This window comes from Sphaerisporangium dianthi, from assembly GCF_042654065.1.
GTDB classification, from domain to species: Bacteria; Actinomycetota; Actinomycetes; order Streptosporangiales; family Streptosporangiaceae; genus Sphaerisporangium; species Sphaerisporangium dianthi.
Map to the genome: position 1 here is coordinate 138,637 of NZ_JBHSFP010000005.1, position 14,127 is coordinate 152,763.

General features: G+C 69.6%; 7 protein-coding genes. 1 reads left to right on the forward strand and 6 read right to left on the reverse strand.

The annotated features are described in order from the left end of the window. Positions 1-100: 100 nt before the first annotated feature. The 3 genes from secA2 to ACFO60_RS10355 form a co-directional block, all read right to left on the reverse strand. Positions 101-2,335: an accessory Sec system translocase SecA2 gene (gene secA2, locus ACFO60_RS10345; RefSeq protein ID WP_380839541.1), complete on the reverse strand. Its 2,235-nt coding sequence runs from the start codon at positions 2,333-2,335 to the stop codon at positions 101-103. Positions 2,336-2,405: 70 nt separating this feature from the next. After that, the gene (locus tag ACFO60_RS10350; protein WP_380839542.1) at positions 2,406-3,935 is read right to left on the reverse strand and encodes an MDR family MFS transporter; all 1,530 of its coding nucleotides are present in this window, start codon (positions 3,933-3,935) and stop codon (positions 2,406-2,408) included. Between the two features lie 191 nt (positions 3,936-4,126). Further along, positions 4,127-5,086: a DMT family transporter gene (locus ACFO60_RS10355; RefSeq protein ID WP_380839545.1), complete on the reverse strand. Its 960-nt coding sequence runs from the start codon at positions 5,084-5,086 to the stop codon at positions 4,127-4,129. A gap of 83 nt (positions 5,087-5,169) precedes the next feature. Between ACFO60_RS10355 and ACFO60_RS10360 the strand changes: the two genes are divergently transcribed. Next, the gene (locus tag ACFO60_RS10360; protein ID WP_380839547.1) at positions 5,170-6,279 is read left to right on the forward strand and encodes an alpha/beta fold hydrolase; all 1,110 of its coding nucleotides are present in this window, start codon (positions 5,170-5,172) and stop codon (positions 6,277-6,279) included. Between the two features lie 30 nt (positions 6,280-6,309). On the opposite strand, the gene fxsT is transcribed toward ACFO60_RS10360, so the two are convergent. From fxsT to ACFO60_RS10375, 3 genes are all read right to left on the reverse strand, one after another. Beyond that, complete coding sequence (fxsT, locus tag ACFO60_RS10365) at positions 6,310-10,224, reverse strand: FxSxx-COOH system tetratricopeptide repeat protein (protein WP_380839549.1); 3,915 nt, start codon at positions 10,222-10,224, stop codon at positions 6,310-6,312. Next, the gene (locus ACFO60_RS10370) at positions 10,221-11,609 is read right to left on the reverse strand and encodes a TIR-like protein FxsC (protein WP_380839551.1); all 1,389 of its coding nucleotides are present in this window, start codon (positions 11,607-11,609) and stop codon (positions 10,221-10,223) included. The genes fxsT and ACFO60_RS10370 overlap by 4 nt, the downstream gene beginning before the upstream one ends. Before the next feature lie 145 nt (positions 11,610-11,754). Further along, positions 11,755-14,121: an FxsB family cyclophane-forming radical SAM/SPASM peptide maturase gene (locus ACFO60_RS10375; protein WP_380839553.1), complete on the reverse strand. Its 2,367-nt coding sequence runs from the start codon at positions 14,119-14,121 to the stop codon at positions 11,755-11,757. Positions 14,122-14,127: the final 6 nt, after the last annotated feature.

The window sequence follows — 14,127 nt, forward strand, 5'->3', positions numbered from 1 at the left end:
AGGTGCCCGGTGCGACGCTCCTGTTACCCAGCACCCAATCACAGTCGCCCGCCGGCGCAGGAGAGGGGATGGCCGGGGCCCGCCGCCCCGGCCGGTGGCCTCAGTCGAGGTCCTGCCGCCGCTTCCCCCTCGGCGTGAGCCGCTTGAGCGCGCGGTCGAAGGCGTCGCCGAACGGGTTCTCCTGGACGAGGTAGGTCCAGGTGGCGGTCGGCCGCTTGAGGCCGCTCTCCTGCGCGTCCAGCCCGTCAGAGGTGATGGTCGCCGCCAGGAACGTCTCGACCGAGCGGCGCTCGACCTCCTCCATCAGGTGGCGGTAGGCGGTGACGCCCTCGCGGTGGAACTCGTCCAGGGGCTTGAGCCTGTGGCCGAGCGCGCGAAGGTGGATGCCCTCGCGCACGTCGGACATGAAGCCCAGGTGCTCGGTCCAGCAGCGGTCGAGATGGAACAGGACGATCTGGCGGGCGGCGTCGTTCAGCACGGGCTCTGCGACGCTTTTGGCCAGTTCGTCCCAGCGGTCGGGGGCGGCCTCGGCCAGGGCGGCGGCCGCGGAGTCGCCCAGCAGCACCTTGTCGCGCTGTTCCAGCACCAGGTCGCGCTGGCGCTCCAGCAGCCGGGTGTAGCGCCAGGTGTTGCGGTGGATCTCAAGGTGGGAGCCCTCGGCGACCCGCTGGGCGTGGCCGACGACGTACCCGGCGCGCTTGTGGTGGACGACCCCGTCCTCCTCGGCCGCCGGAAGCGCCTCGCCGGGCGCGTAGTGCGTGATGAGGGCGTCTTCGAGGCTGACCAGGAACACCGACCCGCCCGGGTCGCCCTGGCGGCCGGCGCGCCCGCGCAGCTGGTCGTCCAACCGGCTGCTCGCGTGCCTGCCCGAGCCGATGACGTACAGGCCGCCCAGCTCGGCGACGCCCTCGCCGAGGCGGATGTCGGTGCCCCGCCCGGCCATCTGCGTGGACACGGTGATCGACGAGCGCTCGCCGGCGCGCGCGATGATCGCGGCCTCCTGCGCGTCGTTCTTGGCGTTGAGGACGACGCAGTCGAGGCCGCCGGCCGCCAGGTAGCGGGCGAGGCGCTCGGACTCGGACACGTCCAGCGTGCCGACCAGGATCGGCCGGCCGGTGGCGTGGACGCGGGCGATCTCCTCGGCCAGCGCGATCTCCTTGTCGGCGACCGTGCCGTACACGCGGTCGGGCTCGTCGAGGCGGACGCACGGCTTGTTGGAGGGGATGACCGCGACCTTCAGGCCGTAGAACTCCCTCAGCTGCTCCTCGACCGCCACCGCCGTGCCCGTCATGCCGCATATCTCGGGGTAGCGGCGGATGAGTCCCTGGACGGTGATCGAGTCGAGGATTTCGCCGGTCTCGCTCGCCGGCAGCGCCTCCTTGGCCTCGACCGCCGCCTGCAGGCCGTCCGGCCAGCGCTGGAGCGTCGCCACCCGGCCGCGCGACTGGCTGACCAGGTGGATGCGCCCGTCGCGCACCAGATAGTCGACGTCGCGGGTGAGCAGGGCATGGGCGTGCAGGGCGAGGTTCACCCGCGTCAGCACGTCCGGCGTCTCGTACAGGTTGATGCCGCCCAGGGCCTTCTCGATCGCGTCGGTGCCCCTCGCGGTCAGGAACACGTTGAGACCCTGGTCGTCCAGCTCGTAGTGGTAGCCGCGCGAGAGCCGCCTGACCAGGTCGGCGGTCTCGGGCGCGTCCGCCCCGGGGTCGGCGGCGCCGGCCAGCACGAGCGGCACCCGCGCCTCGTCCACGAGCACGGAGTCGGCCTCGTCGATCACCGCCACGGAGGGCTCGGGGACGACGAGGTCGCCGGCCGACGTCGCGATGCGGTCGCGCAGCACGTCGAAGCCGATCTCGCTGACCGATGCGTAGGTGACGTCCTTGGCGTAGGCCTCCCTGCGCTCCTCGCGGGTCGAGGACTGCCCGATCCAGCCCACGGACACGCCGAGGGTCTCGTACAGCGGCCCCATCCACTCGGCGTCGCGGCGGGCGAGGTAGTCGTTCACCGAGATCACATGGACGCGCCTGCCCCGCAGGGCGTACCCGGCGGCGGCGATCGCGCCGGAGAGGGTCTTGCCCTCGCCGGTCGCCATCTCGGCGACCTGCCCGGACATCAGGGCGAGCGCGCCGACGAGCTGGACGTCGAACGGCCGCATGTCCAGCGCGCGGCGGGCGGCCTCGCGGGCGATCGCGCAGAACTCGGCCAGATCGTCCATGTCAGGGCGGGGAAGGTCGTCCAGCGCCTTGACCCGCTCTTCGTGGCCGCCCGCCTGTCTGGCCAGGCGCTGAAATGGGCCGATATTTGCACTTCCCGGACGATCCAGGAGATTTCTCATAAACCGCGGTATCGAGGCCACGTCACCTCCAACGCCTCCAACTGTAACCGCGTTCCGGCCCCCGGCGGCCTCAGCCGCTGCGCGCCGGAACGTCCTGCTTCGCCGAGGCCGGGCGGTCGGACAGCGGGACGTCCTTGATCAGGAAGGCCAGGACCAGGCCCACCAGGACGAACGGCACGACGTACAGGAAGATCGGCGGCAGCGCCTGCGCGTAGGCCCTGGCGATGGCCTCGCGAACGGGAGCCGGCAGGCCGTGCACCATCTGCGGGGTTATCGCGCTGACGCCGCTCACCGGCAGCCGGGCGCCGCTCGCGGTCAGCGCGTCCGACAGCCGGTGGATGAACACCGAGCCCACCAGCGACGTGCCGAGCGAGGCGCCGGTCTGGCGGAAATAGTTCACCGCCGAGGTGGCCGCGCCCACGTCGCGGTAGCCGACGGAGTTCTGCACGATCAGCACCAGCGTCTGCAACACCATGCCGAGCCCGAACCCGGTCACGAACATGTACACCCCGTTGAGCACCATCGAGGAGTCGGCCGTCATCCGCGACAGCAGCGCCAGCCCGAGGGCCAGGATCGCCATGCCCCCGATCGGGAACAGGCGGTAGCGCCCGGTCGCCGAGATGATCCGGCCCGAGCCGATCGAGGTGATCGTCATGCCCGCGACCATGGGCAGCATCAGCAGCCCCGACCGCGTCGCGCTCGCCCCGTTCACCATCTGCAGGAAGGTGGGCAGGTAGGCGATGGCGGCGAACATGCCCACGCCGACGAACACCGCGATCGCCGCGGGCAGGGCGAACAGGCTGTTCTTGAACAGGCGCAGCGGGATGATCGGCTCGGCCGCCACCCGCTCGGCGAAGACGAACCCGACCGCGAGCAGCACGGCCCCGGCCGCCAGAGCGATGATCACGGGGGAGCTCCACGCGTACTGCGTGCCGCCCCAGCTCGTCACCAGCACGACGCAGGTGGAGGCGCCCGCCAGCAGCGCCGTGCCGAGAACGTCCAGCTTCGGGCGGGACCGCGGCCTCGGCAGCTTGAGCACGACGGCGGTGACCGCCAGCGCCACCAGCCCGAGCGGCAGGTTGACGTAGAAGCACCAGCGCCAGCTCGCGTGGTCGGTGAAGAAGCCGCCGATGAGCGGGCCGATGACCGACGACAGCCCCCACACCGCGCCGATGACGCCCACGTAGCGGCCGCGTTCGCGCGGGGAGACGAGGTCGGCCACGATGGCCTGTACGCCGATCATGAGTCCGCCGCCGCCGAGCCCCTGCAGGGCGCGGAAGCCGATCAGCTGGGGCATGTTCTGCGCCACGCCGCACAGCACCGACCCGACCAGGAAGATCACGATGGCGGCCTGGAAGACGATCTTCCGGCCGATCAGGTCGCCCAGCTTGCCGTAGATGGGCAGGCCGATGGTCGAGGCCAGGATGTAGGCCGTGACGATCCAGCCGATGTGCTCGAGACCCTTCAGGTCGCCGACGATCGTCGGCAGGGCGGTCGACACGATCGTCTGGTCGAGAGCCGCCAGCAGCAGAGCCACCATCAGGCCCGCGAAGACCAGGCGGACCTGCCGGCGGCTCAGCGGCGCTGCCTCGGCGCTCATCCAGGCCCCTCTCCCGTGAGGCTGGAAGGTCTTTCCAGACTACGCATGGTGAAACCTTCGTACCCGCCACACCGCCGGACGCCGTCCACGGCCGAATTCCCGCCCCGCCCGCGGACGTCCGCCCCCGCCCGCGGACGTCCGCCCCCGTCCACGGACCTCCGCACCCGCCCGCGGACCTCCGCCCTCGTCCGCTACCCGGACGTGCTCCGCCCGCGGACGTCGCGTGACTCGCCGGCGGCCAGGAGCGCCACCGAGGCGAGCAGGACGGCCGCGCCCACCGCCGAGGCCGCCGGCAGGCGCTCGCCGAGCAGCAGCACGCCGATGACCGTGGCGCCGGCGGGCTCCAGCAGCGCCACCACCGAGGCGGTCGTCGCCCGCACCGAGGCCAGCCCCGCGAAGAACAGGCTGTACGCCAGCGCGGTCGGCATCGCGCCGAGGTAGCCGAGCAGCGCCACCGACGCCGCCTCACCCCCGCTCGGCACCAGCCCCTCCGCCGCGGCCACCGGCAGCAGCAGTGCCCCGCCCACCGCGAACCCCCACATGGCCCTCCCGTACGCCTCACCGGCAGAAGCGGCCCCGTCCGCCGGCGCGGCGATGGCGGTTCCCCGTGGCGCGGCGGGCGCCTGGGACCGGCCCGCGTGCCGCGACTGCAGAGTGACACCGGCGTAGGCCACCGCCGACACCAGCGCCAAGGCCACGCCGAGCGCCGACGCGCCGGACGGGCCGCCCACCAGCAGGGCAAGGCCCGCCAAGGCCAGCCCCATGCTGACCGCGCCCCTCCGTCCGAGCCGCTCCGCGAGCAGCACCCGCGCCCCGAGGGCCACCAGCGCCGGACTGGCGCCCAGCGTGATCACGGTCGCCACGGCCACGCCGCTCGTCGCGACCGCTCCGAAGTAGGCCGCCTGCGACACCGCGAGCCCGGCCCCGGCCAGGAGCAGCACCGGCCATGCGGGCCGGTGCCCGCCGAGCCCCGGCAGGCGGGCGGCGGCGAACAGCAGGAGGGCGCCGAAGACGAAGCGCCAGAACGAGACCGCCAGCGGGCCGAGCCCGCTGACCTGGTAGAGCAGGGCCGCCGCGGGGCCGCCCGTGCCCCAGATGGCCGCGGCTGCGGTGACGTACAGCATGCCTCGCCGTACGGAGACGTGCGTCATGAACTCTCTCCAGAGGAGTGGAAGCGGAAAAGGGCCCAGAACGCGGGCAGCCGCCACTCACCGAGCCACTGAGACCCGGACAGATGGAGAGAAACCGCCCGCTATCGGGCGGTCGGCGGAGAGACGATCAAAACTCGACGCATGACGCCAGAGTAGCGTCCTGGCCGGTCCCGGCGAATGTCCCTGTGCCCCTTCCACGGCCCGGCGATTTGGGGGATGTTTGGTCAGGGCATCTCGTCCAGGGGAGGCGGGCATTGACGAAGGTCGTGCGCACGGCCGATGGCACAGGTCTCACAGTCCAGGAGAAGGGAGAATCCGGCAGGTTCGTGGAAACGGCTGACGGCAGACGACTCGCGATCCAAGAGAAGGGGCAGCCCGACGGCGATCCGGTCTTCTTGCTGCACGGCACTCCGGGGAGCAGGGTAGGTCCATGTCCGAGGGGGTCGGTCCTCTACCGGCTGGGCGTGCGGCTCATCACCTTCGACCGCCCCGGGTACGGCCTCTCCGACCACATGGTCGGCCGCTCGGTGGCCAGCGCGGCCGAAGACGTCTCGGCGATCGCCGACGCGCTCGGCATCGACCGGTTCTCGGTGGTCGGCCGGTCGGGAGGTGGCCCGCACGCTCTGGCTTGCGCCGCGCTGCTGCCCGATCGTGTCCTGCGGGTCGCAGTGCTGGTCGGCATCGCTCCGCGTGCCGCCGAAGGTCTCGACTGGTTCGGCGGCATGACCGAGTCCAACATCACCGAGTACCGCTTCGCTCTCGCCGGGCGTAGCCGCTTCGCCGACTGGCTCGCTCCCACCGTGCGGCGTATTCGCACCGATCCGGCAAGCCTGATCGCCAGTCTGTACCACGAGCTTCCGGAGGCGGACCGGCGAATGGTCGCCAACCCTGGTGTGCGCGCGATGCTCGTCGCCAACTTCGCCGAGGCGCTGCGCCACTCGCAGGACGGCTGGCTCGACGATTCCATCGCCTTCCTCTCCCCCTGGGGGTTCGACCCGGCGGCCATACGGGTCCCGACCCTCCTCTGGCATGGCGAGAAGGACAAGATCTCCCCGATCGGCCATTCGCGCTGGCTGGCCGCTCGCATCCGCACGGCCACCATGCAGGTGGAGCCGGACGCCGCGCACTTCGGCTCCCTGACCGCGCTTCCAGACCTGCTGCCCTGGCTCGTCAACGGTGAGAAGGCCGCCTGAAGGGCACCGCCATGGCCGTGGCGTCAGCGGTCACCACGGCTGCGGTTCCAGGTCACGGGAGATCCTGCGCCAGGCGGCCAGGTCGGCGATGTGCGGGTGATCGTCGCCGAGCGCCTTGCGCATCGCGTGCAGCACCCGTTCGCGGCACTGGCGCGCTTCCGCCGTCCGCCCCACGGTGTTGAGCGTCATGGCCAAGTTGGCCTCGCAGACGAGCGTGTCCGGATGCTCGCTGCCGAGAATCTCGCGCAGGCGGGCGAGCGTGCGGCGGTCCACCACCTCGGCAGCTGGTTCAGACAGCTCCGCCAGGCAGCTCGCCACGTTGATCGCCGCCAGCAGTGTCATGGGATGGTCCTCGCCGACCTGCTCCGCGAGACCCGCGAGGGACGCTTCCGCGAGCCGCTTCGCTTCCGGCAGGCGGCCCAGTGCCCGCTGGTAGGAGGCGATGTTGTTGGCGCAGGCCAACGTGTACGGGTGGTCGGCCCCCAGGGTGCCGGTGAAGTGCCGCATGACATCGGAGGCACGTTCGTGGGCGGCGGCGATCTCACCCATCGTGGCGAGGCAGGAGGCGAGTTCCAGGCGGCACAGGAGCGTCCCGGGATGCGCGTCGCCGTAGTGCTGGACGTAGCTGCTGTGGGTCTGTTCGATCAGCTGACGGGCCTCTGCCTCGGCGCCGTTCCGGCGCAGCGAGGTCGCGAGGCTGGTGGCGGTGCGCAGGGTCTCGATGTGGCCGTCGCCGAGCACCCGGCTGTAATGCGCCAGGTCCACCCGGGTCGTCTCCACCGACTCGGTGAAATGTCCGAGCTCCCGCTGGTCGCGTCCCAGGTTCGCGACGGTGTCGAGAGTGTGGGGGTGCAGTTCACCGATCACCTTGTGCCGGCTGTCCACGATCTCCTGGTCGAGTTCCCTCGCCCGGGCGAAGCCGCCGGTGAGCCGCAGGCTGACTCCGAGGTTGTTGGCGGCCATCAACGTGCGGTTGTGGTCCTCGCCGAACAGGTCCTTGACCCGCTCATAGGTCTGGCCGTCCAAATCAAGGGCTTCCTGGAATTTTCCGAGCGCCCGCAGGTCGGCGGCCAGACTGCCGGCGGTCAACAGCGTGTAGGGATGCGACTCGCCCAGTTCTCGCGTCTGGTGGGTCAGCACCTCGGTGTCCACCAGGTGAGCCTCGGCGTACCTGCCCATGGACCGGAGGGTATTGGCGAGGTGGAACCGCAGGTGGACGGTCTGGCGGTCGCCTGTGCCGAGCTTGATGTTCCACACCTCCTCGAGCCTGTTGCCCAGGTCCAGGCTCGCCTGGAACTCCCCGCGCCTCCACAGATAGCGCACCCGGTCGATGAGCAGGCGGCGGGTCTCCTCCTCGTCGCACTCGGCCGCCTTGGAAGGAACGAGGTGCGGCCAGATCTCGTCGTAGCGGGGCCAGTTCTTGGGGTCGTCGACCTCGCCCACCCGAGGACGGGCGGCGACCAGGACGCGGTGCACGTCGTGGACGGTCGTCTCCCGTTCGTCGTCGTTCATCCGGTCGCGCACGACGGCCTGGATGAGCCGGTGCACCTGGATGGAGTTGTCGGCCAGGTCCACGCGGGCCAGGGCGTACCGGCCCAGCTGGCGGATCGCCGGGCCCAACATGACCTTCTCCCGCATCGCGTCGTCGTAGGGGACGAGGCACTCCACCATCGCGTCGCTGTGGAGCATGTACAGCGAGACCGGTTCGGGACCGAAGAAGGCGAGCAGTTCCAGCAGGCGCACCGATGCCGGCGACTGCTGGCGGAGCCGTTCGAAGGAGACATTCCAGGTCGCGGCGACGGGGGTGGGATAGTCGGCGGGCTGCTCACCGATTTTCAGCATCTCGGTGAGCTGGCCGAGGTACTGCTCGGGCGGCATACCGGTCTGTTCCAGCCACGCTCCGGCCTGCTCGATGGCCAGGGGCAGGTCGCCGAGCGCGTTGGCCACCCTGGCGGCGTCCTCCACATCAAGGCCCGGCGCGCGCCGGCGCAGATGCTCGATGCTCTCCTCGCGGGTGAAGACGTCCACCTCAAGGGGATCGGCCACCCGTGACCAGGCGGGATTCCGCGAGGTGATCAGGATGTGCCCCGACCCGCTGGGCATGTAGGGTTCCAGTTCCTTGGGATCGTCCGCGTTGTCGAAGACCAGCAGCCAGCGGGAGTACGGTCGCCCCATGCGCAGCGCTTCCCGGGCGGCCTTGGCCGCCTCGGCGACGCTGTCACCGACCCGGACGCCGAGTTTCTCCGCCAGCTCCGCCATCTCGGGGTTGATGAGCTCCAGATGTTCTGCGGCGACCCACCACACCACGTCGTAGTCGGCCATGAACCGGTGAGCGTACTCCAGGGCGACCTGCGTCTTGCCCACGCCGCCGAGCCCGAAGAGCGCCTGCGGGAGGACCACGGTCTTGCTGTTGCCGACGATCTGGTCGCGGAGCTGCTCCAGGACGGTGTTGCGGCCGGTGAAGACGGCGTTGCGGTTCGCGACGTTCCAGACGGGCGGCCGGATGCCCGGAAAGCGAGGACCTGCGGGCGCGGCGCCCTCCATGCTCTTGGTGCTCTGCGGTGGCCGGCCCAGCACCCGCAGCAGCGCCTCGACGGCCTGCGACTCGTTCAAACGGGTGAGATCGACGGTCGGGCGGTCGCCGAGCGGCGCGCCCATGCGCACGTCGGCGACCCGCACCGACACGATTTTGGAGCGCGGGCCCTTGGGTTCAGCGGCCGTCGTCGGCTTCCACAACGTGTGCGGCTGCGTGGACCGCATGTACGCGGCGGAGACCACGGCGACGACGTGCCGGGAGGTCGAGGCTTTCCGCTGGGCTGATTCCGAGGTGTTCGCGGCGTCGTCCTGGTCGTGCCGCACCACCTCGAGGCCCGACTGCTCCAGGACGGAGGCGATCCAGTCGGCCCACATGCGGTCTTCGGGCACGTAGCTCAGCAGGACCTCGGCCGGGGCGGTGGCCGGTCTGCGGACGAAGGTCTCCCGGACGGTCAACCGGAGATCCTCGCGCAGCGCGGGAAGGGAGGCGATCTCACCCCGCGTGATCATGCTCGTCAGACGCTCGAAGGCCGACAGCAGGGACGTAGGGGATCCTGGCGAGTCACCGAAGGCGGCCAGCGTCTCCTCGTAGGCATAGAAGGGCTTGTAAGGGATCTCGACCGCGCCCCAGTAGTGGCGCAGGTCGTCGAGGGTCATGCCTTGCGGGAACCCCTCGAACCGACGCTTGGCGAGGTCGCGGCCCGCGTCCAGTTTCTCCTTCTCGCCGTCGTCGATGCGCATGGGTACCGGCAGGACGCGGATGTCGCGGTTGCGGTAACGGGTCTTGATGGTCTGCGCGACCGAGGAGGCGCCCTCGATGCTCTGGTCGCTCAGGGTGAAGCAGACCACGACCGTGTCCGGCAGGTGGACGGTGCAGATGTCGGCGATGTCGCTGAGGCCGGTGCGGCTGTCAATGAGAATGTAGTCGTAGCGGGCCTTCATGTCGGCGCGAAGCGCGTCGAAGAACTGGCCGCCGCCCAGCCGGGTGTAGAAGTTGTCCCAGTCGAAGCTCGAGATCAGGGACGCGTAGTCGAGGTTCTGGCGGCCCGCCGAGACGAAGTCGAGCGTTCCCTCGCCAGGGAAATCGTCCCAGTCGAGGGACACCGCGTGGCGTTGCACCCGGGCGTAGTCCACATGCCAGTCCGCCGGTCTCGTGCCGGCCTGCAGCGTCGCCAGCGAGTACTCGTTGATCATGTCGATGATGCCGGGGGTGGCGCCGACCCTGTCCGCGTCGAGGAAGGGGTGGAAGAACTTGTGCAGACCGGGCGATTCGAGGTCCCAGTCAAGGATGAGCACTCTCTTGCCGTTGCTCGCCAGGATCCACGCCGTGTTCGCGACGGCCATCGTGCGGCCGGTTCCCCCCTTGTAGGAGTAGAACGTGATGACGTGGCCCTCGGGGGCGTCACTCATGGCTGAGCCTCCGCGTCGTTTCCGTTGTACGGGGACTGGGGACCTTGCAGCCTCGGGCGCTCCATGGACGCGCGCCCTTCGGGTGGATACGTCGGTGCGCGTTGGAGAAAGTGGTTCATCGCCGTCCGCACCATCTCCGGGACCGCTTTGCAGAACTGGTCGAAAGTGGAGATGTCATTCGCGACCGACCGCTTGACCGGGTGTCCCTCGGTGAGCTTGCGCTCCAGGATCGCTCCAAGGTGCCCCTGCAGTCGGTGTTCCGCTTCCGTGGTCTGCGCGTCGCCCTTGTTGATCGGCACCATCACGGTGATCCATGGCTTGTCGGCCTGGTCGAGGCGGCGAAGCGGCTCCTGGTACTTCTCCGAGACGGCGGCCCAGTTGTCCACCAGCACGAGCCCCGCGCTGGTCGGCGGGTCGTCACCGAAGAGATGGTCATAGTGGTCGTCGATGGAGCCCACATCGGCACGGAAGCCGAGATTGCGTATCACTTCGACGGCGTGTTCGGCGAGCGGCCTGCCGATCTCCGGGCGGTAGGGGTTCCACTCCTGAGGGGTGTGTCCGTAGTGGTACGGCTCGCGACCTTCCGGCAGGTTGTGGATGTCGGGCGCGATCACGGTGATCCTTATACGGTGACTGCCGGCCCAGGGGGGCTCGGAGGCGCCGAACGCACTGCGGAGCGAGTCGTAGTCGGGCGGCACGGTCGGCGCGAGCCGGGTCGACTCCCCGACTTCGACGATGCGGCGCGCAAGGTTGTAGACGGCCATGTCGTAGGCGCTGCGGTACTGCCTGAGTTTCATGATGCCGTAGAAGCCGTGCTCGATATACCTCGGCCCCAGGCCGGCATGGTTGAACTGAATGGACCGGGCCACCTCGGGGAGCTCTTCGGGTGGTACGGGAACCCAAATGGCCGGGATGATTGTCTCGGCCTTCTCCCATCCGCGCGCACGATGGTACAGAATCCGCTCGGAAAAAGCGGTCCACTCCTTGCCGCACTGCTCGCTTTCGAAGTAGCGCTTGGAGTAGAGGGGGACGAAGACTCTGCAGGTGGCCAGGCCTTTGGCGAGCCGGTCAGGCCAGTAGCTACCCGAGTGCAGCTCACGATCCATGAATCCGGGCTTCGAGCCGTGGTCGAGGCCACTCAGAACCATCACATGGCGGCACAGGTCGGTGAAGAGCTTCTCCACCCATTGATCGGGATCATAGCGATCATTGGCATCGTGCCGTGGAGTATGCGCATAGCTTAGAAAGAAGTAGGGGCCAGCTTGTGTAGCATCTGACACTTGCAGACGCACCTCCAGCCCATGCCCCGCAGGAATCCCGACTATAGAATGGCAGGCTAGGCGGTAACAATGACAGCGGGCAATCGAACCGAAGAAAATCGCCACGCCGTGCTTATGTGTCGCACCGGAAACGGGATATCGGCCTGCCGTCAATGGCTCTCTCGAGGCCGCGGGGGCGTCTTCGTGGTATGCCCGGTCGGGCGTAGAACCGGCACTCGGGCGCCGAGGAGCGGACCGGCGTCCAGGGTGTCTATGGGTGCCCGGCGTTGACGCCGCGCGACCACTCGGCCTTGTGTGCCGCAGCGGCCTCCCGCGCTTCTCGCTCGGCGGCGGCGGGTACGGGTTCGGCGAGCCAGGGCCGGACCGTCTCGCGCATGATGCCCACGAACTGCTCACCGCGCTCGGTCAGCGCCCCCGAGCCGGCGAGGGTCCCGATGGCATCGGCGGTCAGCGTCCGCCAGCGCGCGAACGCGACGGCCGCGCGGTGAGCGGCCTCATCACGGTCGAGGAGACGCCGCACCCGCCAGAAGTCGGCCACGGCGAGATGGGCGTAGGTCCCCTGGAGCAGCCCTTCGAGCGGGCGAGGGTCCCTACGCCAGGGGGCGTAGTACAGGCCGGTGTCCTTAGGGTCGTACAGGCTGTGGATGTCGAGGATCGCACCCAATTTGACGTGCTGGAATTCGTGGATCAGCAGCAGCGCGAGCGAGGTCGCGTCCCCGGGTAGCGCGGCGGCCACGGCGCCGAAGGCGTCACGGGCCGTGGAGCTGATCTCGGAGCCTTCGGGATGCGGCGCGAGGGGCATGAGGGTGCCGAGCCCGGCCGCGAGAGCCGGTGCGTACATCGGATGATCGCGCCGAATGAGCCTCCATGCCTCGTCGAACATGGTCGCCCAGCGGTCGAGATGCCGGTCGTCGAGCCGCTCGGCCGGCGGATACTGGTGGCAGTCGCGATACAGGTCGACGTCGTCCAGCGCCACGGTCAAGCCCTCCGCCGCCAGGTGACGCACCGGCGACCACGCGGGGCTGTCGCCGGGGGCGTCGAGGTCGACGAACCAGCCGCGACCGCCGATGCGGACACTGAAGCGTCGCTCGCCGGTCTCGACCGTGGCCTCGGCGGCTCCGCCGACGTCGAGAAGGCCGAGCGAAGGCAGATGGAGTGCGCCGTTTCGGACGGGCACCCGCAGGACGGCCCGGACACCGGCGCGGATGGCGGCGACGGCGGCGAACGCCGACAGGTGGCCGTCGTCGACGTCGCCTTTGAGGCATCGCATGGCCCAGACACGCATGTAGGGGTGGGCCAGCGTGGTATCGAGCACCGGCCGGGCTTCGCTGTCGATCAGCGTGAGAAGGCGCCAGGCGTCCAGGGAATCCGAAGCGCCGCCCACGCTGGCGAGAAGGGTGCGGCGCAGACTCTGCTGTCCCTCCTCCAGTCTGGCGATCGACTCGGCGCTCCCGTAACCGGAGGCCAGTTCGATGAAGTCCGACGGAGGGAGACTGTGCGCTGTGCGGTCGATCGCGCGCACGGTGTCCTGGATGTGAGTGATCAGCCGCAGCAGGCCGGCACAGTAGACGCTTGGGTTGAGGAAGCCCGAGCCCGTGCGGTAGCGGTGCGCGTAGAGGCCGCCGCCGCACGAGGAGACGACGGGGCAGTTCTGGCACTGCTCGCCGAGGCCCTCCAAGCCCGTCTGGCGGCCGGTGATGCCGGGGTGGGCGGCCACGACGTCGAGTGCGTGCCGCTCGACGTCGAAACCGGTCGCCGGGGCGCCGTCGAAAGCGGTTTTGAGGGAGTCGGCCTGCTCGTAGGAACCATCAGTCTCGATCACCACGAGGTCGCTCGGTTCGAGCCCGAGGGACTCGGTCAGGCTGCTCTTGTTCGCCAGGGTGCGCAGGGCCGACTCGAACATGCGGACGCTCATCGGCCTGCCGTCGGCCAGCCACCGGTCGAAGATCTGTATGAGCCAGTCGCCGTACGCCGCGGGGTCGGACGGAGGCGGCTGGTCCCAAGTGGCGTGCGGGAGCAGGAAGTCGACCCGGGGCGGCTCGAGCTCGGCCAGTGCCTCATAGACCGTCACGGGGTCGTTGGCGATGTCGATCGTGCAGAGCAGCCCGGAGTACAGGCTCGGATATCGCTCTCTCAGCAGGGTGACGGCACGGATGACCTTGTCGTAGCTGCTGCGGCCGTTGGCGTACTTGCGATGGCGGTCGTTGGCGATCCGATCTCCGTCAAGCGAGATGCCGACCTTGACGCCCCGCGAGCTGAAGAGATCGCAGAACTCGGCGTCGAGGAGTACTCCATTGGTGTGGATCTTGAGTTCCAGCTCGCAGACGCCGTCGAGTGAGCGCGTCAGTTCGTCTGCGAAGCGGCCGAGTCGTTCGGGCCCGGCCAGCAACGGCTCGCCGCCGTGCAGAACAACGCTGACGCGGGTCAGCCGGTGCCGCCGTGCGTGTTCGCTGATCCTGCCGGCGGTCGACGCCATCGTCTCGTCCGCCATGACGACGGGGCGCCTTCGCCAGCTCTGGTCGGCGTGCTCGTACACATAGCAGTGGTCGCAGGCAAGATCGCAACGACTGGCGATCTTGATGACGAATTGCCGGAATGGGACGGCAGGCCGACTCACGAGAAT

Bases quoted from the DNA above. Each gene is read 5' to 3' on its own strand.
- ACFO60_RS10350 (WP_380839542.1), bottom strand. From the start codon at position 3,935: ATGAGCGCCGAGGCAGCGCCGCTGAGCCGCCGGCAGGTCCGCCTGGTC.
- ACFO60_RS10355 (WP_380839545.1), bottom strand. From the start codon at position 5,086: ATGACGCACGTCTCCGTACGGCGAGGCATGCTGTACGTCACCGCAGCC.
- ACFO60_RS10360 (WP_380839547.1), top strand. From the start codon at position 5,170: ATGGAGAGAAACCGCCCGCTATCGGGCGGTCGGCGGAGAGACGATCAA.
- secA2 (WP_380839541.1), bottom strand. From the start codon at position 2,335: ATGAGAAATCTCCTGGATCGTCCGGGAAGTGCAAATATCGGCCCATTT.
- fxsT (WP_380839549.1), bottom strand. From the start codon at position 10,224: ATGAGTGACGCCCCCGAGGGCCACGTCATCACGTTCTACTCCTACAAG.